Origin of the sequence: Albimonas marina, from assembly GCF_029223255.1 — a bacterium.
Classification (GTDB): Bacteria; Pseudomonadota; Alphaproteobacteria; order Rhodobacterales; family Rhodobacteraceae; genus Albimonas.
This window is the reverse complement of record NZ_JARHUC010000010.1, coordinates 171009-195996: the sequence shown is the minus strand read 5'-3', so window position 1 is coordinate 195996 and position 24988 is coordinate 171009. Positions and strand designations below refer to the sequence as shown.

The window sequence follows — 24988 nt, the reverse complement described above, 5'->3', positions numbered from 1 at the left end:
TCGAGCCCATAGGCAATGTGCCGCCCGCAGAAGCCGAAGCCGCATTCCACGCTGCGCTGGAAACGCGCGATGTGGCCGCGTAGCTAACGAACATCGGCCTCCGGCAGACCCGGAGCGGTTCAGTGATCTGTGATTGCGACGATCTGGATGCCGTTATCGCGGCAAGCCTTCGCCATCGCGTCGTTGTAGTCGCTCTCTGACAGAAACCCTGCGTCCTTTGCGTGACGCCGTCCATAATCGTACGGATTTACTTGGAACGCGCAGCGATAGAACCGACTGCCGCTTGGTTTACTCAAGGCTTCAACTATCCCTGTGGGTGTCGCCGCATGAGTGATCAGCGCTTCAAGGTTTATATCGAGTTGCCTGGTAGAGTTCATCGTTTCAATCCGTCCCCATCCCCGCAAGGCCGTTTACTATCCAAACCGTTTTTTTGGGTCATCTTAGTCAGGCGAAAGAATTACTCCAACCGCTAGCAAGGGTCGCAGAAGGTTGGTTAACGCCATCGTTGGGTCGGCAACTGATGTCGGTTACGGCGGTTGCAGCCGCAGCATCCAAGCACGGTAGGTCTGTTCCGCGGTCCAGAAATCGGCCTCCGCCGAGTCCGAGCATGTGCAGCGAACGGCGGCGATGCGGGCTGCGAGCGTAGCATACTGACCGTCAGTGAAAGGCAGATCAGGGCTGTCATTGACAAAGGGCAATAGCGACCCCTACGGCACCCAAGAACACAGATGTGAGCGCGAGCCATGCCGGTACGTGAACTGCCGGATCAGCGGTATTAAGGAGCCATCCGATCTTGCCAAGCGATCCAACCTTTTGGACTGCGAACTCGAGATCCCTACCTTTGTCGGCACCGAGGGCTTCTCTAATGTCGTACGGCATGAAGATGGCGGTTTCATCGTCATGCCCAAGAACGAGGACTTTTACGGATTTGGAGTTCTCAGCGTTCGTCAATTGCGCAATGCCGTAGCGGGGAATGCCGGCCCGGTACCTTTTGTTTAGGCGAACTAGCAAGCGGCCAGAATCGTTAGCCGGGAGAGCTTTCACTGGAAGCTTTATCATCAATTGAACTCCGACCCATTCAGTCACTATCGAATAGCATGGAGCTTCCGCTTCGGGGAAGCTGCATTGCGGCGGTCGCTTTCAGAATGAACGGCTGGTTTGGGCCGATTTCGTTGAAAAAGTCTCCTCGGACCTGAGGCGCGGCGGAGCTCACTACGATGGCGAGTTGGTCCTCACCCAGGCGCGGGGACCAGTTTGGCCAGCTTGCGGAGGTTCTGGGCGGTGGCGGCGAGGTGGAATTCATCCCGGGCGCCGTTCGGTCCTCTCAGGCGCAGCCGATCTAGCTTCAGGATCCGCTTGAGATGCGTGAACAGCATCTCGACCTTCTTCCGCTGACGCATCGACGCCGCGTAGGCATCCGTTTCGGCGATGTGGCGTGCCAGGTCCCGCGCGCCTTCATGGATGGAGCGCAGGATCTTCCGGACCGGCACCTTCGGCGCGCATCGAGGCTTCAGGGCGCAGGCGTCGCAGTCCGCCTTGCGGGCCCGGTAACGCATCATCCCATCCTCATCGACGCCGCTGCGCGGGGCGCTGAAGGGCCGGCGATACTGGCGCAACCAGTTCCCGGCGGGACAGCGATAGGCGTCCTCGCGCAGGTCGTAGGCGAAGTCCTCGCGACTGAAGATGCCGTCTCGCCTGCGCGACTTGTCGACGACCGGGATATGCGGCTCGATCCCGTGCTCGTGGACCAGCCAGGCAAGCGTCTCGGCCGAACCGTAGCCGGTGTCGGCGACGAGTCGCTCAGGGTAGAGGTCGAAGCGGTCCATCGTGCGCTCGATCATGTCGCGCGCGGCCCGGTTCTCGGCCTGCCGGATCGGCGCGGTCGCCTCCACGTCCACGATCACGGCGTTGTCCAGGTCGACGAGGTCGTTGGCGGCATAGAGGAAATGCGCCTTGCCCCGGTCGGCGGCGGACCAGCGCGCCGCGGGGTCGACGGGCGACACGTATTTGGGCGGAACGTCCGTCGCCGCCCCGAAGGCCGCGTCGTCGAGCGTCGCGAGGTATTCCGATGTGGCGCGGCCCGCATGGTCATCGGGAGCCCAGCGGCTCGGTTCGATCCCGTCCTCGCGGTTGGCGTCGGCCTTGATCAGCGAGGCGTCGACGCCGAACACCTCGCCGCCGACGAGACCCTCGGCGATGCAGCGCGCCAGCACGGTCTCGAACAGGCGGCGGAACAGGTCGCTGTCGCGGAAGCGGCCGTGCCGGTTCTTCGAGAAGGTCGAGTGGTCCGGGACGGCGTCGGTCAGGTCGAGACGACAGAACCAGCGGAAGGCGAGGTTCAGTCGAACCTCCTCGCAGAGCCGCCGCTCCGAGCGGATGCCGAAGCAATAGCCGACCAGCAGCATCCGGATCATCAACTCGGGGTCGATCGAGGGGCGGCCCGTGGAGCTGTAGAACGGCGCGAGCTGCCGACGGAGATCGGAGAGGTCGACGAAACGGTCGATGGCCCGGATCAGATGGTCGGCCGGGATCTGGTCCTCCAGCCGGAACTCGTAGAAGAGGCTCGCTTGCAAGACCTGCCGCTCGCCCATCATCGATCCGCCCTCCACTGCCGCGGGATCAGTGAATCAACGCCGGCGAGGGTCTGCAAGCCGCCTTTTTCAACGAAATCGGCCGTGAGCGTCAGCCTTGCCGATTGCCATCACTGCGCTCGCCAGTTGCGATTGCAGCGATCGACGTCGACTGGAAACGACTGAGGCCGAGGCAGCGTGCTGGTCCTGAGGCGCTGCCTGGCGGTCCTCGTCCGACATCACTGGGCACCGCTGCCGCGGGCGATAGCGGGGACTGTGCTTAAAGCCGTCGGCATCTCGGAGAACGTTGGATCTCAGGCCCGATCGCACAGGTGCCACCCGGATCGAAGTCAACAGCTTCGTCTTTGGGAAGTCTGATGCATCTCAATGGCTTGGAAGGCTCTTCACCAAAACGGCGCAGTCAACAGGTTCGGAGAATATCGGCCCCGAGAGACCGTTTTCGGGCTTTTCCGCAACCAGGCCGGTGAATGGCCGAAACCCTATAACCCTCGCCCCCAACGAAAAAATCCGGCCGAAGCCGGATCTCTGAGCGCCGTTCGCGCGGGGCGAGTGGCGGAGTGGAAGGGATTCGAACCCTCGAGACGGTTCCCCGTCTACTCCCTTAGCAGGGGAGCGCCTTCGACCACTCGGCCACCACTCCGCGGAGGGGTGTAGCAGTCCGGGCGACCGAGTTACAAGGCTCATTCGATATCTGGCGCCGAGGCGGGAGAGGCCGGGTTAAGGATCTGAAACGTAATGTGAAATCGAGGGGCGGTCGCCGCTGGCCGGGCGAGCTGCGGGCGGGCGGGCGGCGTTTTTTCGACGACCGGACGGTGGCGAGGCGAAACGGGCGGCCGCCGGGGGGGCGCGGCGCGATCCGGACGGGCGTGCGGTCCGGTGGGCCGGCGCGCCCGCGCCTGCGGATCGACCGGGGGAGGAGCGCTCCGAAACGGGCTCCTGCAGGGGCGGTGCTGAGGCGGGCGGCGGGCCTGCCTCCGCGCGCCGTCCTCATCCCTGCGCCCGGGTCGCGCGGAGCAGCGCGGGGATCGCGGCCAGGGCCAGGGCGGCGGCGATCCAGAAGAAGCCGGCCCAGCCCAGCGCGCCGGCGAGCGCCCCGGCGGCGAGGCCCGTCAGCATCGAGACGGCGGCGTCGGCGCTCTGGAACAGGGTGAAGTCGACGCCGGCCTGGCGGGGGGCGGACCAGGCCATGAACTGGGCGTATAGCGCGACGAACCCCGTCGCCATCACCAGCGACCCGCCCGCCAGCGCCAGCGCGGCCAGCGCCGCGACGGGCAGCAGGCCGGAGGCCGCGTGCAGGCCCATCAGCCCCAGCACCCCCGCCTGCACCAGCGCCGCGCCGATCAGCACCCGGCGGATGCCGAAGCGGCGCACCAGCGCGCCGCCCAGGCCCGCGCCCGCCACCCCCAGCCCCAGCGCGCCGGCGCCGTTCAGCAGGCCCACCTGCGCCAGCGACCAGCCCTGGTCGATGAAGAACGGGCCCAGCAGGCCCATCGCGGTCTTCTGCGCCGTCACCTGGATCGCGGCGAGCGCGAGGCCCCGGCGCACCTCCGCCCGCGCCAGAGCGGCGCGCAGCGAGGGGCGGGGGCCGGGCTCGCCCGCCGGCTCGCCCCGGCGGGCGCGCAGCAGGAAGGGGACGGCCAGCAGGCTGACGGCCAGGGCGGCGAGCCCCACGGCCGGTCCCCAGCCGATCCAACCCACCGCCGCCAGGAACGCGCCCGCCCCCAGCGCATGGCCCAGGTAGCCGCCGCCGACCTGGGCGGCGTTGCCCCAGCCCAGCTCGGTCGCGCGCAGGGTCTGCACGGCGTAGCCGTCCACGGCGATGTCCACCGTCGAGGTCGCCAGCGCCACCCACATCAGGCAGGCGAGCGTGGCCCACAGCGGCGCGGGCCCCACCCAGCCCGCGGCGACGAGGCCCGCGACCGCCGCCGCCCCCACCGCCAGCACCACGGCGCCCGAGCGCGCGGGCCGTCCCGGCGGCAGGCGGACCCGCTCCACCGCCGGCGCCCACAGGAACTTCAGCGCCCAGGGCAGGACCAGCAGCGACAGCAGCCCCACATGCTCCAGCGGCAGGCCCTGGGACCTGAGCACCGCGGGCAGGCCGCTCCAGGTCAGCCCGCCGATCACGCTCTGCCCGACGTAGAGGCCGCCGATCGCCAGCGTCACGCCCCAGGGAGAGGACGGCGCGCCGCCCCCTCCCTCCGCCTGCGCGCCGCGCATCAGAAGCGGTGGCGCAGGGCGAGGGTCGCGCTCAGGCCTTCGTCCCAGTAGCAGTAGCCGGCCGAGCAGGTCTGGTCGGTCGCGTCGAACAGGTTGCGCACGTTCAGCTGCGCCTGCGCCCCCTCGATCCCCAGCCGCCCAAGGTCGTAGCTGACCGCCAGGTCGACGTAGACGCGGTCGTCGTTGCGGAAGCTGTTGGCGTCGTCGCCCCAGCTCTCGCCGACGTAGCGCAGGCCCGCCCCGAAGCCGAAGCCCTTCAGCGCGCCCGAGGGCGGGGCGTAGTGCACCCACAGGTTCGCCACGTCGTTGGGCGTCGCCGAAAGCTCGTTGCCCGCGGTCCCCGCGGCGCCCTTCTCGATCTTCATGCGCAGATGCGTCCACGAGGCGATCAGGCTGAGGCCGTTGTCGAAGCTCGACACCGCCTCGAATTCCACCCCCTGGGAGCGGAGGTCGCGCTGCACCTGCCGGTTGACGCCGGTCGAGGCGTCGAAGACCACCCCGTCCTCCTGCGCGATGTCGAACAGGGCGGTCGACAGCAGGCTGTTGGTGCCCGGGATCGCGTACTTGATCCCGACCTCCTTCTGCAGCGCCGTGGTCGGCCTCGCCGGCGCGCCCGCGGCCGCCGTCACCGGCTCGTAGACCAGCCCGATGTTGGGGGAGAAGGAGGTGGCGAGGTTGGCGTAGGGCGCAAGCCCGTTCCCGAGGTCGTAGCTGACCCCGATGCGGCCCGAGAGCGCCTCGTCCGTGGCGTCGGTCTCGGCGCGCGTCGCGGCGATCGAGGTGGTCTCGACATGGTCCCAGCGGCCCGAGAGGAACACCGTCAGGTCGCGCCACGTCGCCTGGTCGTGCAGGTAGAGGCCGACCTGGTTCTGCTCCTGCCCGCCCGCATAGGGCAGGGCCGAGGCCCGGATCGAGGCGAGCGAGGCGTAGTCGACCAGCGAGGCTGCGTCGTACTCCGCCCAGGTGTAGTCGATCCCCGCCAGCAGCGTGTGGTCGACCGGGCCCGTGGCGATCTCGACCTGCGCCTGGGTGTCGACGGTGAACTGGGACATCGTCTCGGCGTAACGCCCCCAGTATCGCGCGAGCGCGCCCGCGCCTGAGTCGTAGAGGCCCGAATACTGGAGGTCCGCGTCCACGTCCGCGTAGCGGGCCTTCTGGCGCAGGACGACCTGGTCGGTCAGCTCATGCTCCAGCTCCCAGCCCAGACGCCACTGCGTCTGGTCGAAGTCGTTCCAGGCGGGGTCGGCGCTGGGGATGCGCGAGGCGACGCCGTAGGAGGAATTGTAGTAGGACGCCGTGCCCCCCACGGTCGCCTCGGTATACTCGCCCAGCAGGGTCAGCGTGGTGTCGGGCGTGATCTCCCAGGTCAGGGCCGGGGCGAGGGTCAGCCGGTCGTCGGGAAAGGCGGGGAAGCTCGTGTCCGCGGTCCGCGCGAGGGCGGTGAGCCGGTAGCTCAGCGTCCCGGAGCCCGGCACGGGGCCGGAGAGGTCGACGGCGCCCTGGTAGCGGTCGTCGGTGCCTGCCAGCACCTCGATCTCGCGGAACGGCTCGTCCTTGGGGCGCTTGGAGACCATGTTGACCAGGCCGCCCGGCCCCGAGACGCCGTAGAGCGAGGAGGACGGGCCTTTCAGCACCGCCGCCCCCTCCAGCGTGTAGGGCTCGTTGCGGAACCAGGCGGAGGGGCCGTTGTAGAGCCGCAGCCCGTCGCGGAACATGCCGGTGTAGTAGGCGGCGAAGCCGCGGATGTAATAGGCGTCGTAGCGGCTGTCGTAGCCGAAGGTCGTCACCCCCGCGCCCGCCGTGTAGGACAGCGCCTCGAGCAGCGTGCGCGGGGCCTGGTCCTCGATCTGATCCTGGGTGACGACCGAGACGGCCTGCGGGATCAGCCGGATCGGCGTGTCCACCTTCGTCGCCTGCCGCCCCGCCTGGGCGACGTAGCCGTCCTGCCGGAGGGTGGAGTCGGATTCGCTCTCCACCACGATCGGGCTCAGCCGCACCGGCTCGTCCGTCTGCGCCCGCAGGCCCTGGGGCGCCGGAGAGGCCGCGGCGACGACGAGCGCCAGGGGCGCCGCGCCGGCGCGCAGCGCGCGGCGCAGGGAAAGGCGGGCGGGCGGATGGAGGCGAACGGGCATGGCTTCGGGTCCCTCTGCAACGCCGGCCTCCGGCGCTGCGGGGCCGAAGACCGACGGTTTTGATCGGAAATGGGCGCGCAGTCCGGCGCGCACGGGGCTGGGCGCCGCGTCGCCTCCCGGAAGGGGAGGGCGCGCGGGACCTGGCGGAACGGGTCAGGCGCGCCAGTAGGCGACGCAGTCGCGCCGGCGACGGTCGACGCCGCGGCCGTCGAGGCCGGCGCGGGCGCGGCGCGCGCCCGCGGCCTCGGCCGCGAACCACCAGCGGGCCTGGGCGAGATCGCCGCTCAGCTCGGCCGCGGCGGCGAGATAGGCCTCCGCCAGCGCCTCGGCCGGGGTCTCGGGGGGCATCAGGCGCAGCGCGACGCCGGGGGGCGGGGCGAGATAGGCCGCCGCCTCCGCCGGGCCGGCGGCGACGACGATCCCGCGGCGCCTCGGCGCGGCCTCGAGCAGGCGGGCGAGCGCGGGCAGGGCGCACAGGTCGGCGCCCGCGATCAGGAGGCCGTCGTCGGGCGGCGGCCCGCCCGAGGGGCCCAGCGCCCCCAGCCGCCAGCCGGGGCGCGCCCGCGCGACCCAGCCCGCCAGCAGGTCGGGGCCGTGGTCGACCACGTCCACGTCCACCTCGCCCAGCTCCGGTCGGGCGCGGCGCACGGTGTAGACGCGGGCGGCCAGCGCGGCCTCCCCCTCCGGCCAGGCGAAGCCGCCGTTGGGCTTCTGGCGCGGCCACTCGGCCGCGCGCCCGTCGCAGGGCGGCGCCAGGAGGCGCACGTGCATCGCCTCGCCCGCATAGCGCGCGGCGTCCTCGGTCGCGAAGGTCAGCCGGTCGAGCCCCGGCGCGACCGGCGTGCGGCGCAGCCAGGTCCACAGCCGCAGGTCCGCGGGCAGGGCGCCCGGCACGGCGCCGTCGGACCAGCGCAGCGCCTCCGACGCCTCGGGCGAGACCCGCGCCAGCAGGTGGATCGCCATCTCCTTCACGCCGCGCATCAGCGTGCCGTCGACGGCGTCGAGCCGGAGCGACAGGCCCTGCGGCCCGGCCGCGGCCTCGACCGACCAGCCCTCGCCCGTCAGGCGCAGCCGGCCGTCCTCGGTCGGCTCCGGCCCCAGCTCCATCTCGACGGAATCCTCGATCAGCCGGCGCAGGGCGTCGGCGGGCTCCGACAGATCGGCGCGGGCGCCGGCGGTCAGGCGTGCGGTCATGACACCTCGGGAGGTCAGGAATTCAGGCAGGCGCCACGTGGCGCGGAACCGTCGGTCTGGCGACGGGCTGGCTGCGGTTCCTGGGGTCCGATTAAACGCGCCGGCCGCGCGGGTCAACCGGCCGGGCCGCGCGACCTCACATCCCGCGCTCGTCCAGCGCCTCCGCCTCCGGCGGCGCGCCGTGGGGGAAGGCCACGTCCAGCTCCGTCGACCAGTCGCGGCACAGCTGCGTCAGCCGGGGCGGGAAGGGGCGGTCGGTGAACACGCCCGAGACGTCGCGCAGCGAGGCGATGCGCACCGGCGCGCTGCGCTGGAGCTTGGCGTGGTCGGCGACCAGGAAGGTGCGCCGCGCCAGCGCGATGATCCGCCGGCTCGCCCCCACCTCCTGCGCGTCGTAGTCCAGGATGTCCCCGTCCTCGTCCAGCGCCGAGCAGCCGACCACCGCCACGTCGACCTTGAAGCGCTCGATCACCTGCAGGGTCATCTCCCCGACAAGGCCGCCGTCCGAGCGGCGCAGCGCCCCCCCGGTCACCACCACGTCGCAGGTCGGGTTCTCCGACAGGATGTTGGCGACGTTGATGTTGTTGGTCACCACCAGCAGGTTGCGATGCCCCAGCAGGGCGCGGGCCACCGCCTCGGCGCTGGTGCCGATGCTCAGGAACAACGACGAATCCTCGGGGATCGCGCAGGCGCAGCGGGCGGCGATCGCGGCCTTCGCCTCGCCGTTCATCGCCCGCCGCTCGTCGTAGCCGATGTTGCGCACGCCCGAGGGCAGGACCGCGCCGCCGTGCACCCGCTCCAGCCGCCCCTCCTCGGCCAGCTCGCCCAGGTCGCGGCGGATGGTCTGCGCGCTGACGCCCAGCCGGGCCGACAGGTCGTCGACCAGGACCCGCCCCTCCTGCCGGGCGATCTCCAGGATCTCGTGGTGTCGAAGGGACAGCGCCGCCTCCCTGGTCTCGGCGCGCGGGGCGCCTTCGGGGAGTTTCGAATTTGACCATCTGGCCGGTCAATGCAAGCGGCATGGCGCGAACGCGCGCAAAATGAAAATTGACGCGCTGCAACACGCGCGCGGACGCCCGAAACCGAAAAAATCCGAAGAGAAGCTTTGACTCCGTTCGCCGCGAGATGCTTTCGTCATGCCAACCAGGGGGCGAACCCGGCCCGCGCCGCTCGACCGAGCGCGTGCGTCGGCGCTCGTCCCGCGAAACGACGACGCGCGCGCCCACGGCGCCGCGAACCCCGGCCCCGCGCCGGGACGGGAGGTACGGCCGCATGACGTTGACGCTCGAGGGCGTTTCGAAATCCGTGGGCGGGCGGGTTCACATCCACCCCACCGACCTGACGCTGGCGCGGGGCACGATGAACGTGCTGCTGGGGCCGACGCTGGCGGGCAAGACCACGCTGATGCGGCTGATGGCCGGGCTCGACGCGCCCGACGCGGGCCGCGTGCTGTGGGAGGGCGCGGACGTCACCGGCCGCCGGGTCCAGGACCGCGGCGTCGCCATGGTCTACCAGCAGTTCATCAACTACCCCGCGATGACGGTGTTCGAGAACATCGCCTCCCCCCTGCGCCTGCAGGGACGCCCGAAGGACGAGATCCGCAGGCGCGTGGGCGAGGTGGCGGAGATGATGAAGCTCACCCCCATGCTCGACCGCCGGCCGCTCGAGCTTTCCGGCGGCCAGCAGCAGCGCTGCGCGCTGGCCCGCGCGCTGGTCAAGGACGCAGGGCTGGTGCTGCTCGACGAGCCGCTCGCCAACCTCGACTACAAGCTGCGCGAGGAGCTGAGGATCGAGATCCCGCGCATCTTCGAAGCCTCGGGCGCGATCTTCGTCTACGCCACCACCGAGCCGGAGGAGGCGCTGCTGCTCGGCGGCTCCACCGCGACTCTGTGGGAGGGGCGCGTCACCCAGTTCGGCCCCACGCCCGAGGTCTACCGCCGCCCGCAGGACGCGACCACGGCGCGGGTCTTCTCCGACCCGCCGATGAACTTCCTCGCCGTCACCAAGTCCGGCGGCGCGCTCGCCTTCGGCGACGGCCAGTCGGTCCCCGCCGCGGGCCCGCTCTCGCGCCTCGCCGACGGGCGTTACCTGGCGGGGTTCCGGCCCAACCACCTCGAGCTCGACCGCCACGTGGCCGACGCGATGAGCTTCACCACCCACCTCGCCGTCGCCGAGATCACCGGATCGGAGACCTTCGTGCATCTCGACCACCATGGCGAGCGCTGGGTGGGCCTGATCCACGGGGTCCGTCCGCTCGAGATCGGGGCGCCGCTGACGGTCTGGCTCGATCCCGCCCACGTCTACGTCTTCGCCGAGGACGGCGCGCTGGTCGCCCCCGCCGCCTACGCCGCCGCCGCCTGAGGGAGAGGACCATGGCCCGCATCACCCTCGACGATCTCGCCCACGCCTACATGCCCGATCCGCAGCGGGACGAGGACTACGCCCTGCGCCCGCTGAACCTCGACTGGGCGGACGGGGAGGCCTACGCGCTCCTCGGCCCGTCGGGCTGCGGGAAGTCGACGCTGCTCAACATCATCTCCGGCCTTCTGACGCCCTCGCGCGGGCGGATCCTGTTCGACGGCAAGGACGTGACCCGCGCGCCGACGGCCGAGCGCAACATCGCCCAGGTGTTCCAGTTCCCCGTGGTCTATGACACGATGACGGTGCGCGAGAACCTAGCCTTCCCGCTGAAGAACCGCGGCATGGACAAGGCCTACGTCGCCCAACGCGTCGCCGCCGTCGCCGAGATGATCGGGATGGAGGCCGAGCTCGACCGCAAGGCGCAGGGGCTGACCGCGGACGCCAAGCAGAAGATCTCGCTGGGCCGCGGCATGGTGCGCGAGGACGTGAACGCGCTGCTGTTCGACGAGCCCCTGACCGTCATCGACCCGCACATGAAGTGGCGCCTGCGCACGCAGCTCAAGTCGCTCCACCACGACTTCGGCCACACGATGATCTACGTCACCCACGACCAGACCGAGGCGCTGACCTTCGCCGACAAGGTGGTGGTGATGCACGCGGGCCAGGTGGTGCAGATCGGCACGCCGCAGGTGCTGTTCGAACGCCCCGCCCACACCTTCGTGGGCTACTTCATCGGCTCGCCGGGCATGAACGTGCTGCCCGCCCGGGTCGAGGGGGCGCGGGCCCATGTCTCGGGCGTCGAGATCCCGCTCGCCCGCGGCTACGGGAGCCCCGACGGCCGCGTCGCCATCGGCGTGCGGCCCGAGTTCGTGCGCCTCTCGGCCGACGAGGGCCTGCCGGTGAGCATCGACCGGGTCGAGGACGTGGGCCGCCACCGCATCGTGCGTGCCCGCTTCGAGGGGCAGGAGCTCAACGTCGTGATCCCCGAGAGCCAGCCCGTCGGCGCCGACATGACCCGGGTCGTCTTCGACCCCGACCACGTGAACGTCTACCGCGACGACTGGCTGCTCGAGGGCGAGCGCGCCGAGGGGGAGGCCGCCTGATGGAGAAGCCCGTCAACCACCGCGCCTGGTTCCTGGTCCTGCCGGTCCTGGCGCTGGTCGCCTTCTCGGCCGTCATCCCGCTGATGACGGTGGTCAACTACTCGGTCCAGGACACGTTCGGAAACAACGAGTTCTTCTGGGCCGGGCTGGAGTGGTTCTCCGAGCTGCTGGACAGCGACCGCATGTGGGCGGCCCTCCAGCGGCAGGCCGTGTTCTCGGCCGTGGTGCTCGCGATCGAGGTGCCGCTGGGCGTGATCGTGGCGCTGAACATGCCCAAGAAGGGCGTGTGGTCCTCGGTCTGCCTCGTGCTGATGTCCCTGCCGCTGCTGATCCCGTGGAACGTGGTCGGCACCATCTGGCAGATCTTCGGGCGCGTCGACATCGGTCTGCTGGGGGCGACGATGGACAGCCTCGGGGTCGACTACAACTACACCCAGGACATCGTCTCGGCCTGGGCCACGGTCATCGTCATGGACGTGTGGCACTGGACCTCGCTGGTGGCGCTGCTGGCCTACGCCGGCCTGCGCTCGATCCCCGACGCCTACTACCAGGCGGCGCGCATCGACCAGGCGAGCCGCTGGAAGGTGTTCCGCTACATCGAGCTGCCGAAGATGCGCGGCGTGCTGATGATCGCGATCCTGCTGCGCTTCATGGACAGCTTCATGATCTACACCGAGCCCTTCGTCGTCACCGGCGGCGGCCCGGGCAACGCCACCACGTTCCTGTCCATCGACCTGGTGAAGATGGCGCTCGGCCAGTTCGACCTCGGCCCCGCGGCGGCGTTCTCGATCATGTACTTCCTGGTAATCCTGCTGATCTCCTGGGTGTTCTACACGGTGATGACCAATCTCGACAAAGCGGAGGGCCCGAAATGAACCGTTCCGCAATCGTGATGATCCTCTATCTCCTGTTCCTGCTGCTGCCGATCTACTGGCTCTTCAACATGAGCCTGAAGACGAACACCGAGATCCTCAACACCCTGTCGCTCTGGCCGCAGGCGCCGACGCTGCGGAACTACGAGGTGATCCTCACCGATCCCTCCTGGTACATGGGCTACGTCAACTCGTTGATCTACGTGGTGATGAACACGGTGATCTCGGTGGCGGTGGCGCTGCCTGCGGCCTACGCCTTCTCCCGCTACAGCTTCATGGGCGACAAGCACCTGTTCTTCTGGCTGCTGACCAACCGCATGGCGCCGCCCGCGGTCTTCGCCCTGCCGTTCTTCCAGCTCTACTCGTCCGTCGGCCTCTTCGACACGCACATCGCCGTGGCGCTGGCGCACTGCCTGTTCAACGTGCCGCTGGCGGTCTGGATCCTCGAGGGCTTCATGCGCGGCGTGCCCCGCGAGATCGACGAGACCGCCTATATCGACGGCTACTCCTTCGGGCGATTCTTCGTGCGCATCTTCATGCCCCTGATCGCGAGCGGAATCGGCGTCGCCGCCTTCTTCTGCTTCATGTTCTCGTGGGTGGAGCTGCTGCTCTCGCGCACGCTGACCTCGGTCGACGCGAAGCCGATCGCGGCCACGATGACCCGCACCGTCTCGGCCTCAGGCATGGACTGGGGCGTGCTGGCCGCGGCGGGGATGCTGACCATCGTGCCCGGCGCGCTCGTGATCTGGTTCGTGCGCAACTACATCGCCAAGGGCTTCGCCCTGGGCCGCGTCTGAGGGAGGGTCTGCAATGGCCTGGATGGCATGGACCTGGCCCACGGCGGCCTTCTTCGCGGTCATCGCGGCGCTGCTGATCGTCTTCACGATCCTCGCGATCCGCTACCCCGAGACGCCCCGCATGGGCGTGCTCCGGATCGAGACCACCCGCGGCGACCGGCTGTTCATCACGCTGCTCGGCTCGGCCTTCATCAACCTCGCCTGGCTCGGCCTCGCCGACGCCACGCAGTGGTGGGGCCTCGCGCTCAGCCTCGTCTGGGCCGCCGCCGTCTTCCGCTGGGTCTGACCGCCGGTCCGACCCCGCGCGACCTTCGCGCCGGGCCCCACGGGGCCCGCGCCCCCCAAAAGACCAGAAGCTCACCAGGGAGGACAACATGAGCTTGATGCTGAGAACGTCCACGGCGCTCGCGCTCGCGCTTGCGGCCGCAGGACCCGCCTTCGCGGACATGGACGCCGCGCGCGCCTTCCTCGACGCCGAGATCGGGGACATGTCCACGCTCTCGCGCGCCGACCAGGAAGCCGAGATGCAGTGGTTCGTCGACGCCGCCAAGCCCTTCGCGGGCATGGAGATCAAGGTGGTGTCCGAGACGATCACCACCCACGAGTACGAATCCAAGGTCCTCGCCCCCGCCTTCTCGAAGATCACCGGGATCACGGTCACCCACGACCTGATCGGCGAGGGCGACGTGGTCGAGAAGCTGCAGACGCAGATGCAGTCGGGCGAGAACATCTACGACGGCTACGTCAACGACTCCGACCTCATCGGCACCCACTGGCGCTACCAGCAGGTGCGCAACCTCACCGACTGGATGGCGGGCGAGGGCGCGGACGTCACCTCGCCGACCCTCGACCTCGAGGACTTCATCGGCACCCAGTTCACCACCGCGCCGGACGGCAAGCTCTACCAGCTTCCCGACCAGCAGTTCGCGAACCTCTACTGGTTCCGCTACGACTGGTTCAACGACGAGAAGAACAAGGCCGACTTCAAGGCCAAGTACGGCTATGACCTCGGCGTACCCGTGAACTGGTCCGCCTACGAGGACATCGCCGAGTTCTTCACCGGCCGCGACCTCAGCCACTTGGGCGTGACCGGCGAAGTCTACGGCAACATGGACTACGGCAAGAAGGACCCGTCGCTCGGCTGGCGCTACACCGACGCGTGGCTGTCCATGGCCGGCGTCGGCTCGAAGGGCGAGCCCAACGGCCTGCCGGTCGACGAATGGGGCATCCGGGTGGACGAGAACTCCCGCCCCGTCGGCTCGTGCGTCGCGCGCGGCGGCGCCACCAACGGCCCCGCCGCGGTCTACGCCGTGACCAAGGCCATCGAGTGGCTCCAGAAGTACTCGCCCCCCGCCGCCGCCGGCATGACCTTCTCCGAGGCCGGCCCGATCCCGGGGCAGGGCGCCATCGCCCAGCAGATGTTCTGGTACACCGCCTTCACCGCCGACGCGGTCAAGCCCGACCTGCCGGTGATGAACGAGGACGGCACGCCCAAGTGGCGCATGGCCCCCTCGCCGCACGGCGTCTACTGGGAGGAGGGGACCAAGATCGGCTACCAGGACGTGGGTTCCTGGACGCTGATGAAGTCCACCCCCGTCGACCGCGCCAAGGCGGCCTGGCTCTACGCCCAGTTCGTCACCTCCAAGACCGTGGACGTGAAGAAGTCCGACGTGGGCCTGACCTTCATCCGCGAGTCCACCATCAACTCGGACCACTTCTCCGAGCGGGCGGACAAGCTGGGCGGTCTCGTCGAGTTCTACCGCTCGCCGGCGCGCGTGGCCTGGTCGCCGACCGGCACCAACGTGCCCGACTACCCCAAGCTGGCGCAGCTGTGGTGGCAGAACATCGGCGACGCCATGTCGGGGGCCAAGTCGGCGCAGGAGGCGCTCGATTCCCTCTGCGAGGCGCAGGAGAAGGTCATGGCCCGGCTCGAGCGCGCCGGCGTCCAGGGCGACATCGGTCCCAAGCTCAACGAGGAGAAGGACCCCCAGGAGTGGCTCTCGATGGAAGGCTCGCCCAAGGCGAAGCTGGAGAACGAGGACGAGGAGCCCAAGACGATCGCCTATGACGAGCTGATCAAGTCCTGGAACAACTGACCGCCGCCGGCCGCGGCCCGGGGGGCTTTCCCCCGGACCCGGCCGGATGCGATCCTTCGCGCGGCGCGGCCCCCCGGTCGCGCCGCGCCGCGTTTCGCGCGGGCCCCGCCCGGCCCGCGCCCGTCTTCGGAGATCCCGCCATGTCCCTGCCGCCCTTCGGCTTCGCCGGCCCCGCCGAGATCGTCTTCGGCCGCGGGCGCGCCGCCGCCGAGGCCGCGCCCCGCATCGCCGCCTTCGGCCGCCGGGTGCTGCTCGTGCGCGGCCGCTCGCCCGAGCGCGCCGCCTGGCTGCGCGCGGCGCTGGAGGCGCAGGGCTGCACGGTCGAGGAGATCGCCTCCGCCGGCGAGCCCACCCTCCAGGCCGCGACCGAGGCCGCCGAGGCCGCGCGCGGGGCGGAGGTCGTCGTGGCGCTGGGCGGGGGCGCCGCCATCGACCTCGGCAAGGCCGCCGCCGCGCTCGCCACCGCCGACGGCCCGCCGCTGCGCTATCTCGAGGTGGTGGGCGAGGGCCGCCCCCTGCCGGCCGCGCCCTTGCCCTTCGTGGCCCTGCCGACCACCGCCGGCGCGGGGGCCGAGGCCACGCGCAACGCGGTCATCGACGTGCCCGAGCATCGCCGCAAGGTCTCGCTGCGCGACGCGCGGATGCTGCCGCGGCTGGCGCTGGTCGACCCGGCGCTGGCCGACGGCTGCCCGTGGGAGACGACGCTCGCCTCCGGCCTCGACGCGATCACGCAGGTGGTCGAGCCGTGGATCTGCTCGCGCGCCACGCCCTTCACCGACGCGCTGTGCGCGCCCGCGATTCCCCGCGGCCTCGCGGCCCTCATCCGCCTCTCGCAGGGCGAGGATCCCGGCGCGCGGGACGAGATGGCCTGGGTGGCGCTCTGCGGAGGCCTCGCGCTCGCCAACGCGGGGCTGGGCGTGGTCCACGGCCTCGCCGGCGTGCTGGGCGGGCTGACGGGGGCGCCCCACGGCGCGATCTGCGGCCGCCTGCTGCCCTTCGGCCTCGCGCTCAACGCCGAGCGCGCGACGGGCGAGCCCGCCCGCCGCATCGCCGCCGTGCGCGCCTGCGTGGCGCAGGCCCTCGACGTGGCCCCGGAGGCGGCCTTCGACGCGCTGGCCGAGTGGAGCCGCGCGCAGGGCCTGCCCGGCCTCGCCGCCATGGGCCTTTCGCCCGACGAGCATCGCGCCGCCGCCGAGGCCGCCTTCGCCTCCTCTTCGATGAAGGCGAATCCCGCGACGCTCGAGACCGCCGACCTCGAACGCCTTCTCGCCGCCGCCGCCTGAGCGGGGGCGCGGGGCCGCCGGGGAAATCGGGGGGCGCTCGGCCCCCCTCTCAGCCCTCGCGCAGGGCGTGGATGGCGGCGATCAGGCCGGCGGTGGAGCCGTCCTTGTTCTCGGCCGAGGCCTCGCCCGTCACCATCGGCTCCAGCGCCTTGGCCAGGGTCTTGCCCAGCTCCACCCCCCACTGGTCGAAGCTGTTCACCCCCCAGATCGCCCCCTCCACGAACACCCGGTGTTCGTAAAGCGCCACGATCCGGCCCAGGGTGAACGGGTCGAGCCGCCGGTAGAGCAGGGTGGTCGAGGGGCGGTCCCCCGCGAAGGCGCGGTGGGGGGCGAGGCGGCGGGCCTCCGCCTCCGGCTTGCCATCGGCGATCATCATCTCGTAGGCCTCGGCCTCCGACCGCCCGGCCATCAGCGCCTCGGACTGCGCGAGGCAGTTCGCCAGCAGCAGGGTGTGGTGATGGGCGAGCTCCGGCTCCCAGCCCTGCGCGGCCACAAGGAACTCCACCGGGATCACCGTGGTGCCCTGGTGGAGGAGCTGGAAGAAGGCGTGCTGGCCGTTGGTCCCGGGCTCGCCCCAGACCACGGGCCCGGTCTCGCCCGCCAGGCCGTCGCGCAGGCGCGCGGTCTTGCCGTTCGATTCCATGTCGAGCTGCTGGAGGTAGGCCGGCAGCCGCAGCAGGCGCTGGTCGTAGGGGATCACGGCCCGGCTCGGCAGGCCCAGCGCATCGCGGTGCCACACGCCCGCCAGCGCCAGCAGCACCGGCAGGTTCTCCTCCAGCGGGGCCTCGCGGAAATGCGCGTCCATCGCCCGGCCGCCGGCGAGGAACGCCTCGAAGTCCTCGCGCCCGATGGCGATCATCAGGCTCAGCCCGATGGCCGACCACAGCGAATAGCGCCCGCCGACCCAGTCCCAGAAGCCGAAGGTCCGGCTCTCGTCGATCCCGAACCTGCCCACCTCGTCCAGCGCGGTGGAGAGCGCGGCGAAATGCGCCGCCGCGCGGTCGCCGATCGCCTGCTCCATCCAGGCCCGGGCGGTATGGGCGTTGGTCATCGTCTCGATGGTGGTGAAGGTCTTCGAGGCGATCAGCACCAGCGTCGTCTGCGGATCCAGCTCCGCCAGCACGTCGTGCACATGCGCCCCGTCCACGTTCGAGACGAAATGGCACCGCGGCCCGTCATGCACGGGCGCGAGCGCCGCCACCGCCATCACCGGCCCGAGGTCCGAGCCGCCGATGCCGATGTTCACCACGTCGGTGAAGGGCTTGCCGGAGACCGAGGCGTACTCGCCCGTCCGCACCGCCTCGGCGAAGGCGAGGCAGCGCTCGCGCACCTCCAGCACCTCGGGCATCACGTCCTGGCCCTCGGCGGCGAAGCGCTCTCCGGGGGCGGCGCGCAGCGCCGTGTGCAGCACCGCCCGGCCTTCGGTCGCGTTGATCGGCTCGCCCGCGAACATCGCGTCGCGCAGCTGCTCGACCCCCGCCGCCCGGGCGAGGCCCGCCAGCGCCCCCAGCGCGCCCTTGTCGAGCCCGGTCTTGGAAAGATCCAGCAGCATGTCGTCGAGCCGGGCCGACAGCGTCTCGAACCGCGTCGGGTCGGCGGCGAACAGGTCCGCGATGCGACGCCCGGCCAGGCGGTCGCGGGCGGTCTCTACGGCCTTCCAGGCCGCGTCGATCGGAGTGGTCACGTCGGCTCCATCGGTTGGCGCGCACAGAACCTCGACCGGCGTGCGCCGCTGGCGGAGGATGGCGCGGATCGGCATTTCGTCGACCGGCCCGGGCTCGAGCGCGCGGGCGAAGGCGCGCGACTTGGCCGGTCCCGAGAACAATAGCAGGATGCGCCGCGCCTGCAGGATCGCCGAAAGCGTCAGGGTGACGCGCGGCCCGCCCCGGCCCGGCGCGCGGATCGCCGCCAGCAGGGCGGCGCCGTCGGGATCGAGCGCCCCGGCCAGCCCCTCGGCCCCCGGATGCAGCGCCGCGACATGGCCGTCAGGGCCGAAGCCCAGCACCACCAGGTCGAAGGGCCGCCCCAGCCGGCGCAGGCGGGCCTCGGCCTCGGGCAGGCCGGCCTCGGGCGTGGGATGGCCGGTGTAGAGGGGCGAGAACCGCGCCCCCCGCGCCCGGCTGTCCATGAACAGGCACAGGTCGAGGATGTTGCGCGTCGAGGTCGGGTCCGACGGCGGCGCCCAGCGGTCCTCGACCAGCGTCAGCGCCACCCGCGACCAGTCGAGATCGGCCCGCGCCAGCCGCGCGTAGGTCCGCTGCGGCGTCGCCCCGCCCGAGACGGCGGCGACCGCGCGGCCGCGCTTCGCGACGGCGGCCTTCAGGATCTCGGCGATGCGGTCGGCGGCGACCTCGGCGAGCTGCTCGGCATCGCGGAAGCGGCGCAGCTCGTAGAGCGGGGGCGGGGCGGCGACGAGATCGGCGCTCATCGCGGCGAGACCGGGATCGGGGCGCGGCGGGCCGAGACGAGGCGGGCCAGGACGACGGGGGGCCGGGCGCAGGGCTCAGGGCGCCGGACGGCGACGACCTCCGGTCCCGGGGCCGGCGCGAGGCCGGGCGTCGGGGTCCGCATCGGGTCCGCGGCCCGGGGGCCGGGACAAGACGGTCCGCGCGGGCGGCGAGGAACCATCGCGTACGCTCCTTCCGGCCGCTCCCCCCCAGGGCGCGGCTCAGTCGCAGGGATTCTCGCGGCGGGCGTCTCCTGCGTCAAGGCGCGCCCCCGTCGCGGGGGCGGGGCGAACCGACGCTGCGCCGCGGCCCGCGCCGATGCCGCAGGCGCGGCTCCCGCGGACCGGCGCGGACGCGGCAGGTCCGGGTGATACCGGGCCTCCGCATGGCTCCGGCGCGCGCGGAACCCCGCCGGCCCGGCGCCTCCGCCCCGCCCCCGACGACGCGCGAGGGCTTGCGTCGGCGGCCCCGGGGCGCCATTGACCCCCCGTCCCGCGCCCATCGCGGGTCGGGACCCACCGGTCCGCGTCGACCCGCTCGGTCGGCGAGGTCGGCGGCATGGCGCCGTGCCGCGTCCCCGAAACGCCTTGACCTTCCCCGTCGCGGCAGGTTCAAGGCGGCCGACTCCGAATTGCGCGTCCGGGAGCCCTGGATGAACGAACAGAAGAACATGCTCATCGCCGCGGTGCTGAGCTTCGTGGTGGTCGCGGTCTGGTTCGTGCTGTTCCCACCGACGCCGGTCGAGCAGCCCCAAGACGCGCCCGCTCAGGTCTCCTCGACCGAAAGCGGCGCCCCGGCGCAGACGCCCGCCGGCGGAACCGCGACCGGCGGCGCGACGGAGGCGTCCGCCGCCGCCGCCGACGCCCCGCGCGTGAAGATCGACAGCGACCGGGTGACCGGGTCGATCTCGCTGCGCGGCGGGCGCATCGACGAGCTCAAGCTCGACGACTATCACGAGACGATCGACGACAGCTCGCCGACCGTCACGCTGCTGGCCCCGCTGGGCACGCCGCATCCGTTCCTGGCCGTCTACGGCTGGCTGCCCACGGCCGAGACCCCGGTCCCCACCCCCGGCCCCAACACCGAGTGGACGCTGGAGAAGGGCGAGACCCTGACCCCGACCTCCCCGATCACGCTGGCCTGGGACAACGGGCAGGGGCAGATCTTCCGCCGCACCCTCTCGCTCGACGACAACTACATGTTCACCGTCGCGCAGAGCGTCCAGAACACCTCCGACGCCGAGGTCTCCCTCGCGCCCTACGCCTACGTGGTGCGCCGGGGCGAGCCCGAGACGGTGAACTTCTACATCCTGCACGAGGGCGCGCTGGGCAAGTTCGACGGCGTGCTCAACGAGCTCGACTACGACGACCTGCAGGATCTCGAGGGCTCCGGCGGCCCCGGCGTGCGCCAGGAGGTGATCCCGGTGACCGAGGCCGGCTGGCTGGGCTTCACCGACAAGTACTGGATGACCACCCTGATCGCCGAGACGGGCCAGCCCTTCGACGCGGTCTTCAAGTACGTCGCCCGTCCCGACGGGTCCGAGTACCGCACCGAGATGCGCCTGCCCGTGCAGGCCGTCGCCCCCGGCGCCACCGCCTCGATCGAGACCAAGCTGTTCGCCGGCGCGAAGGAGCTCAAGACCATCGAGGCCTACGAGGACGCGGGCATCCCGCGCTTCGTCGACGCCATCGACTGGGGCTGGTTCTTCTTCCTGACCAAGCCCTTCGCCCAGATGCTGCTGTTCTTCGAGGGGCTGATCGGCAACATGGGCTGGTCGATCATCGCCATGACCTTCGTGGTGAAGCTCGTGCTCTTCCCGCTGGCCTACAAGTCGTACGTCAGCATGTCGAAGATGAAGAAGCTCCAGCCGGAGATGGAGAAGATCAAGGAGCGCGTGGGCGACGACCGCGTGAAGATGCAGCAGGAGATGATGGCCCTCTACAAGCGGGAGAAAGCCAATCCCGCCGCGGGCTGCCTGCCGATCATCCTGCAGATCCCGATCTTCTTCTCGCTCTACAAGGTGCTGTTCGTCACGCTCGAGATGCGGCACGCGCCGTTCATGCTGTGGATCCAGGACCTCTCGGCGCCGGATCCGACCTCGTGGATGAACCTCTTCGGGGCGCTGCCCTGGGCCGCGCCGGACCACAGCTCGATGCTGGGCATCGTCTCGATCGGCGTGTTCCCGATCCTGCTGGGCATCACCATGTGGCTCCAGCAGAAGCTGAACCCGATGCCCGCGGACAAGACCCAGGCGATGATCTTCGCCTGGATGCCCTGGGTGTTCATGTTCATGCTGGGCAGCTTCGCCTCGGGCCTGGTGATCTACTGGGTGGCCAACAACACGATCACCTTCACCCAGCAGTACATCATCATGCGCAGCCAGGGCGTCGACGTGGACGTGCTGGGCAACGTGAAGAAAAGCTTCAAGCGAAAGAAGAAGGCCGAGGGCTGACGGCCCTCCGCCCCTCGCTTCGCAGGCGAGACACGACCGCGGCCGCGCGTCCCCCGACGCGCGGCCGTTTTCATCGCAGGCGGCGCCGGTCCGAAAGGGATGACGCGGGCGCCGCGCCGCGTCATGTTCGGGGTTCATGCCCCGGCGGCCGGTCGGGACTCCGCGGCGCTGCGCGCCCCGGTCGCCCGCCCCGGCCGCCCTCATCTACGGGAGACCAAGCCGCATGCCCCGGATCAGCGCGATCCATCGCCACCCGGTGAAGGCCCTGGGCAGCGAGGCGCTGACGCGCGTCGCGCTCGAGGCCGGCCGGACCATGCCCGGCGACCGCGTCTGGGCCCTCGCCCACGAGAAATCGCGCTTCGATTTCGACGACCCCCAGTGGACCCGCTGCACCACCTTCCTGCGCGGCGCCACCTTCCCCTCGCTGATGGCGGTGACGGCCGAGGGCGCCCCCGGCGGCCCGATCACCTTCCGCCACCCCGACCTCGCGCCCCTGACCGTCGATCCCGCGACGTCCGAGGGCGAGGCCGCCTTCGTGGCCTGGGCCGACGCGCTGATCCCCGCCGGCGCCCCGCGCCCCGCGCGTCTCGCCCACGCCCCCGGCCGCGGCATGACCGACCAGCCGGAGCAGTGGCTCTCGATCCTCTCCGACGCCTCGCTCGCCGCGGTGGCCGAGGCCGCCGGCCGGCCGATGGACCGCCGACGCTTCCGCGGCAACCTCTGGCTCGAGGATCTCGCGCCCTGGGAGGAGACGCGCTGGATCGGCCGCACGATCCGCCTCGGCGGCTGCACCCTGAAGGTGACCGAGCCCATCGGCCGCTGCTCCGCCACCCATGCGGATCCGGAGACGGGCGAGCGCGACCTCGACATGCTCACGCTCCTGACCTCGCTGGGCCAGGCCGAGAACTTCGGCGTCTTCGCCCAGGTGATCGAGGGCGGGGAGGTCGCGCTGGGCGACCCGGCTTCCGTCGAGGAGGCGACGTCATGAGCGGCGTGCCCTTCGTCATCGACCCCGAGCCCGATCCCGAGCTCGCCGAGGCCGGCCGGCGCCTGTTCGCGGGCCCCGTCGACTTCCTGCTGTCGGCGCCCGAGCTGCATCACCTGCCGCCCGCCGACCGGATCGAGGTCTGCTTCGCCGGCCGCTCGAACGTGGGCAAGTCCTCGCTCATCAACGCGCTCACCGGGCGCAAGAGCATGGCGCGCGCCTCCAACACGCCCGGGCGCACGCAGGCGCTGAACTTCTTCGCCCTGGGCGACCGGCTGCGGCTGGTGGACCTTCCGGGCTACGGCTACGCCGAGGCGCCGGTGAAGCTGGTCGAGCAGTGGCAGGCGACGCTGCGGGGCTACCTCGCCGGCCGCCCGACCCTGCGCCGGGTGTTCCTGCTGATCGACGGGCGCCACGGCGCCAAGACCGTCGATCACGAGATCATGGACCTGCTGGACCGCTCGGCCGTGCCCTTCCAGGCGGTGCTGACCAAGGCGGACAAGCCCGGCGCCGGCGCGCTCGACAAGGTGGCCGAGAAGCTGAAGGCCGACCTCGCCCGTCACCCCGCGGCCTACCCGGAGATCCTCACCACCTCCTCCCAGAAGCACTTGGGGCTGGAGCGGGTGCGCGCCGCCGTGGCGGGCCTGCTGGAGAGCTGAGGGGCGGGGCTCTAGGCCCCCTCCCCATCCCCGGACATGCGAAGCCCCGGCGCAGCCCCTGAGGGGCGCGCCGGGGCGCAAGCGGCGCGGCCGCGCCGACGGAGGGCAGCGAGCGGCCGCGCCGTCTCCGCTCCCGTTCCGCAGCGGGGTCGGAGGTTCGGAAGACGCGCGGCTCCGGGACAGGTCCAGGCCGCCGACCGGCGGCGCCGGCCGCGGACGACGCAGGCGCCGCCGGGATCGGATTCAGGGATCGTCGGGGCGGCGCCCGCGGGACCTGGGCGGACCCGCCGCGCCGATCAGGCGTGGGCGCGTTGCCCTTGCCGCGGGATCGCGAAATGCGCGTCGATCTTCGAGCGCCAGTTCGGATCGGACCAGCGGCCTTCGTCGGCCAGCGAATGCGGCGCGCCCTCGACGTCGTCGCGGGTCACCACGGCGCGGTAGCCGTCGATCGAGCGATCGTAGGCCAGCGCCTCGTAGGGAAGCGGATAGAGCCGCTCTCCAATGCCCAGCGCGCTTCCGTAGGCCAGGACCACATAGGCCAGCCGTCCGGCGCGCTTGTCGATCATCACATGGTCGACATGGCCCAGGCTGCGCCCATCGGCGCCCTGAACGGCCACGCCGCGCATGTTGTCCGAAGACACGAGCATCGGTGCGTCGTCGACCTGCAGTTCTCTCTCCATCAAACGTCTCAAGACTCTCTCTCCTGGCGCCTGGGGCGCCTGTCCAGAGGGTCCCCCCAACGCCGATGAACATAGGGGCCGATCGGCGCGAAGTCATCGTGCGTATGGGGGCGACCGGGTATCCTGTGCGTGCATGACGCTGGAGCGAAGGGAGGCGCACGATGAGCCGCGCGCAGGAAGGCGAGATCGCCAGACACTATGCCAACCCCTTGCTGGAGAAGCGGATTCTCGAAGGCCTGGCCGCCGCCGGCGGGGACCCCTCCGCCCCGGAACCCGAAGCCCTTGCGGCGGTGGACGAATTTCACACGGCAGGACGCGCCGCCACGCTCAAGGTGCTGGAATTGATGGACATCGCGCCGGGTATGCGGGTCCTGGACGCCGGCTGCGGAATCGGCGGCACGGCGCGCGCGCTGGCGCTGGAGCAGGGCGTGCGGGTCAGCGGCGTGGACCTGACCCAGGATTACGTGGACGTCGCCCGCGCCCTGACCGCGCGCATGGGGCTGGAGGAAAGCTGCGACTTCCACCAGGCCTCGGTCCTCGACCTGCCCTGGCCGGACGCGAGCTTCGACGCCGCCGTCACCTTCCACGTGGCGATGAACATCCCCGACCGCGCCGCCTTCTACGCCGAGATCGCGCGCGTCCTGCGCGGCGGGGCGGAGTTCGCGCTCTTCGACGTGATGGCCGGCCCCGCGCACGGGGAGGGCACGCTCTACCCGCTGCCCTGGGCGCAGACCCCGGCGACCTCGTTCCTGCGCACCCCCGACGAGACCGCGGCCCTGCTGGAGGGGGCGGGGTTCGGGATCGTGCACCGCGTCTCCCTGAAGGACTTCGCCACGGAGTTCTTCCGCAAGGCCTTCGCCCGCGCGCCGGGCGACGGGCCGCCGCCGCTGGGCCTGCACCTGCTGACGGGCGAGGACGCGCCCGCGAAGTTCCGCAACTACCTCGCCAATCTCGAGGCCGACCGCCTCGACCCGGTGATCATGGTCGCGCGCCGGCCCTGAGCGGCGCGTCGGCCGGGAGGCGAGGGGGCGGGACCGATCCGGGCGCGCGCGCAGCGTCTGCGCGGAGCGGGTTCCCCGCGCCTCGCCCTTGCGGTTTCCTGCGCCCTGCGGGGCGCAG

19 protein-coding genes, 1 tRNA gene and 1 pseudogene are annotated in these 24988 nt (G+C 71.2%); 11 read left to right on the top strand and 10 right to left on the bottom strand.

Annotated features, from left to right (window positions below):
* Window positions 1-119: 119 nt before the first annotated feature.
* The 7 genes from P2H44_RS23445 to P2H44_RS23415 form a co-directional block, all read right to left on the bottom strand.
* Window positions 120-377 (bottom strand): hypothetical protein, encoded by a 258-nt coding sequence (locus P2H44_RS23445; protein WP_275767606.1) that lies wholly within the window; start codon window positions 375-377, stop codon window positions 120-122.
* Between the two features lie 855 nt (window positions 378-1232).
* A complete protein-coding gene (locus tag P2H44_RS23440; RefSeq protein ID WP_275767604.1) occupies window positions 1233-2594 on the bottom strand; it encodes an IS1182 family transposase in 1362 nt (453 codons plus the stop codon).
* Between the two features lie 547 nt (window positions 2595-3141).
* Window positions 3142-3231, bottom strand: a tRNA-Ser gene (locus P2H44_RS23435).
* Window positions 3232-3578: 347 nt separating this feature from the next.
* Complete coding sequence (locus P2H44_RS23430; protein WP_275767602.1) at window positions 3579-4754, bottom strand: MFS transporter; 1176 nt, start codon at window positions 4752-4754, stop codon at window positions 3579-3581.
* Window positions 4755-4807: 53 nt separating this feature from the next.
* On the bottom strand, window positions 4808-6940 hold the full coding sequence (locus tag P2H44_RS23425; protein WP_275767600.1) for a TonB-dependent siderophore receptor: 2133 nt from the start codon (window positions 6938-6940) through the stop codon (window positions 4808-4810).
* Window positions 6941-7093: 153 nt separating this feature from the next.
* Window positions 7094-8134: a siderophore-interacting protein gene (locus P2H44_RS23420; protein WP_275767598.1), complete on the bottom strand. Its 1041-nt coding sequence runs from the start codon at window positions 8132-8134 to the stop codon at window positions 7094-7096.
* Between the two features lie 136 nt (window positions 8135-8270).
* A complete protein-coding gene (locus P2H44_RS23415; RefSeq protein WP_275767615.1) occupies window positions 8271-9074 on the bottom strand; it encodes a DeoR/GlpR family DNA-binding transcription regulator in 804 nt (267 codons plus the stop codon).
* 332 nt (window positions 9075-9406) lie between these two features.
* Between P2H44_RS23415 and P2H44_RS23410 the strand changes: the two genes are divergently transcribed.
* The 7 genes from P2H44_RS23410 to P2H44_RS23380 all read left to right on the top strand — a co-directional run bounded on the left by P2H44_RS23410 (window position 9407) and on the right by P2H44_RS23380 (window position 16646).
* Window positions 9407-10495 carry an ABC transporter ATP-binding protein gene (locus P2H44_RS23410; RefSeq protein WP_275767596.1) on the top strand — a complete coding sequence of 363 codons (1089 nt, stop codon included), beginning with the start codon at window positions 9407-9409 and terminating at the stop codon, window positions 10493-10495.
* Between the two features lie 11 nt (window positions 10496-10506).
* A complete protein-coding gene (locus P2H44_RS23405) occupies window positions 10507-11598 on the top strand; it encodes an ABC transporter ATP-binding protein (RefSeq protein ID WP_275767594.1) in 1092 nt (363 codons plus the stop codon).
* Window positions 11598-12473, top strand: coding sequence for a carbohydrate ABC transporter permease (locus P2H44_RS23400; protein WP_275767592.1), 876 nt, complete (start codon window positions 11598-11600; stop codon window positions 12471-12473). Before P2H44_RS23405 ends, P2H44_RS23400 begins: the two co-directional genes overlap by 1 nt.
* Window positions 12470-13267, top strand: coding sequence for a carbohydrate ABC transporter permease (locus tag P2H44_RS23395; RefSeq protein ID WP_275767590.1), 798 nt, complete (start codon window positions 12470-12472; stop codon window positions 13265-13267). Before P2H44_RS23400 ends, P2H44_RS23395 begins: the two co-directional genes overlap by 4 nt.
* A 13-nt stretch (window positions 13268-13280) precedes the next feature.
* The gene (locus P2H44_RS23390) at window positions 13281-13553 is read left to right on the top strand and encodes a DUF2160 domain-containing protein (RefSeq protein WP_275767588.1); all 273 of its coding nucleotides are present in this window, start codon (window positions 13281-13283) and stop codon (window positions 13551-13553) included.
* Window positions 13554-13641: 88 nt separating this feature from the next.
* The gene (locus tag P2H44_RS23385; protein WP_275767561.1) at window positions 13642-15363 is read left to right on the top strand and encodes an ABC transporter substrate-binding protein; all 1722 of its coding nucleotides are present in this window, start codon (window positions 13642-13644) and stop codon (window positions 15361-15363) included.
* Window positions 15364-15509: 146 nt separating this feature from the next.
* Complete coding sequence (locus P2H44_RS23380) at window positions 15510-16646, top strand: iron-containing alcohol dehydrogenase (RefSeq protein ID WP_275767613.1); 1137 nt, start codon at window positions 15510-15512, stop codon at window positions 16644-16646.
* A 49-nt stretch (window positions 16647-16695) separates the two neighbouring features.
* Here the strand turns inward: P2H44_RS23380 and pgi are convergent, their stop codons facing one another.
* Both pgi and pgl read right to left on the bottom strand, forming a co-directional pair.
* The gene (pgi, locus tag P2H44_RS23375) at window positions 16696-18318 is read right to left on the bottom strand and encodes a glucose-6-phosphate isomerase (protein WP_275767611.1); all 1623 of its coding nucleotides are present in this window, start codon (window positions 18316-18318) and stop codon (window positions 16696-16698) included.
* A 60-nt stretch (window positions 18319-18378) separates the two neighbouring features.
* A pseudogene (gene pgl / locus P2H44_RS23370) lies at window positions 18379-19074 on the bottom strand (6-phosphogluconolactonase); the annotation flags it as partial.
* A 671-nt stretch (window positions 19075-19745) separates the two neighbouring features.
* On the opposite strand from pgl, the gene yidC reads away from it, so the two are divergent.
* From yidC to yihA, 3 genes are all read left to right on the top strand, one after another.
* Complete coding sequence (gene yidC / locus P2H44_RS23365; protein ID WP_275767559.1) at window positions 19746-21545, top strand: membrane protein insertase YidC; 1800 nt, start codon at window positions 19746-19748, stop codon at window positions 21543-21545.
* Window positions 21546-21768: 223 nt separating this feature from the next.
* Window positions 21769-22533 carry an MOSC domain-containing protein gene (locus tag P2H44_RS23360; protein WP_275767557.1) on the top strand — a complete coding sequence of 255 codons (765 nt, stop codon included), beginning with the start codon at window positions 21769-21771 and terminating at the stop codon, window positions 22531-22533.
* Window positions 22530-23189 carry a ribosome biogenesis GTP-binding protein YihA/YsxC gene (yihA, locus tag P2H44_RS23355; protein ID WP_275767555.1) on the top strand — a complete coding sequence of 220 codons (660 nt, stop codon included), beginning with the start codon at window positions 22530-22532 and terminating at the stop codon, window positions 23187-23189. Before P2H44_RS23360 ends, yihA begins: the two co-directional genes overlap by 4 nt.
* A 296-nt stretch (window positions 23190-23485) precedes the next feature.
* Here the strand turns inward: yihA and P2H44_RS23350 are convergent, their stop codons facing one another.
* Window positions 23486-23881 carry a PRC-barrel domain-containing protein gene (locus P2H44_RS23350; RefSeq protein ID WP_275767553.1) on the bottom strand — a complete coding sequence of 132 codons (396 nt, stop codon included), beginning with the start codon at window positions 23879-23881 and terminating at the stop codon, window positions 23486-23488.
* A gap of 149 nt (window positions 23882-24030) precedes the next feature.
* Here P2H44_RS23350 and P2H44_RS23345 point away from each other — a divergent pair, with 149 nt between their 5' ends.
* Complete coding sequence (locus P2H44_RS23345) at window positions 24031-24870, top strand: class I SAM-dependent methyltransferase (RefSeq protein WP_275767551.1); 840 nt, start codon at window positions 24031-24033, stop codon at window positions 24868-24870.
* Window positions 24871-24988: the final 118 nt, after the last annotated feature.

Coding starts and splice junctions, on each gene's coding strand:
- P2H44_RS23445 (WP_275767606.1), bottom strand. CDS start 377: ATGAACTCTACCAGGCAACTCGATATAAACCTTGAAGCGCTGATCACT.
- P2H44_RS23440 (WP_275767604.1), bottom strand. CDS start 2,594: ATGATGGGCGAGCGGCAGGTCTTGCAAGCGAGCCTCTTCTACGAGTTC.
- P2H44_RS23425 (WP_275767600.1), bottom strand. CDS start 6,940: ATGCCCGTTCGCCTCCATCCGCCCGCCCGCCTTTCCCTGCGCCGCGCG.
- P2H44_RS23420 (WP_275767598.1), bottom strand. CDS start 8,134: ATGACCGCACGCCTGACCGCCGGCGCCCGCGCCGATCTGTCGGAGCCC.
- P2H44_RS23410 (WP_275767596.1), top strand. CDS start 9,407: ATGACGTTGACGCTCGAGGGCGTTTCGAAATCCGTGGGCGGGCGGGTT.
- P2H44_RS23405 (WP_275767594.1), top strand. CDS start 10,507: ATGGCCCGCATCACCCTCGACGATCTCGCCCACGCCTACATGCCCGAT.
- P2H44_RS23400 (WP_275767592.1), top strand. CDS start 11,598: ATGGAGAAGCCCGTCAACCACCGCGCCTGGTTCCTGGTCCTGCCGGTC.
- P2H44_RS23395 (WP_275767590.1), top strand. CDS start 12,470: ATGAACCGTTCCGCAATCGTGATGATCCTCTATCTCCTGTTCCTGCTG.
- P2H44_RS23390 (WP_275767588.1), top strand. CDS start 13,281: ATGGCCTGGATGGCATGGACCTGGCCCACGGCGGCCTTCTTCGCGGTC.
- P2H44_RS23385 (WP_275767561.1), top strand. CDS start 13,642: ATGAGCTTGATGCTGAGAACGTCCACGGCGCTCGCGCTCGCGCTTGCG.
- yidC (WP_275767559.1), top strand. CDS start 19,746: ATGAACGAACAGAAGAACATGCTCATCGCCGCGGTGCTGAGCTTCGTG.
- P2H44_RS23360 (WP_275767557.1), top strand. CDS start 21,769: ATGCCCCGGATCAGCGCGATCCATCGCCACCCGGTGAAGGCCCTGGGC.
- yihA (WP_275767555.1), top strand. CDS start 22,530: ATGAGCGGCGTGCCCTTCGTCATCGACCCCGAGCCCGATCCCGAGCTC.
- P2H44_RS23345 (WP_275767551.1), top strand. CDS start 24,031: ATGAGCCGCGCGCAGGAAGGCGAGATCGCCAGACACTATGCCAACCCC.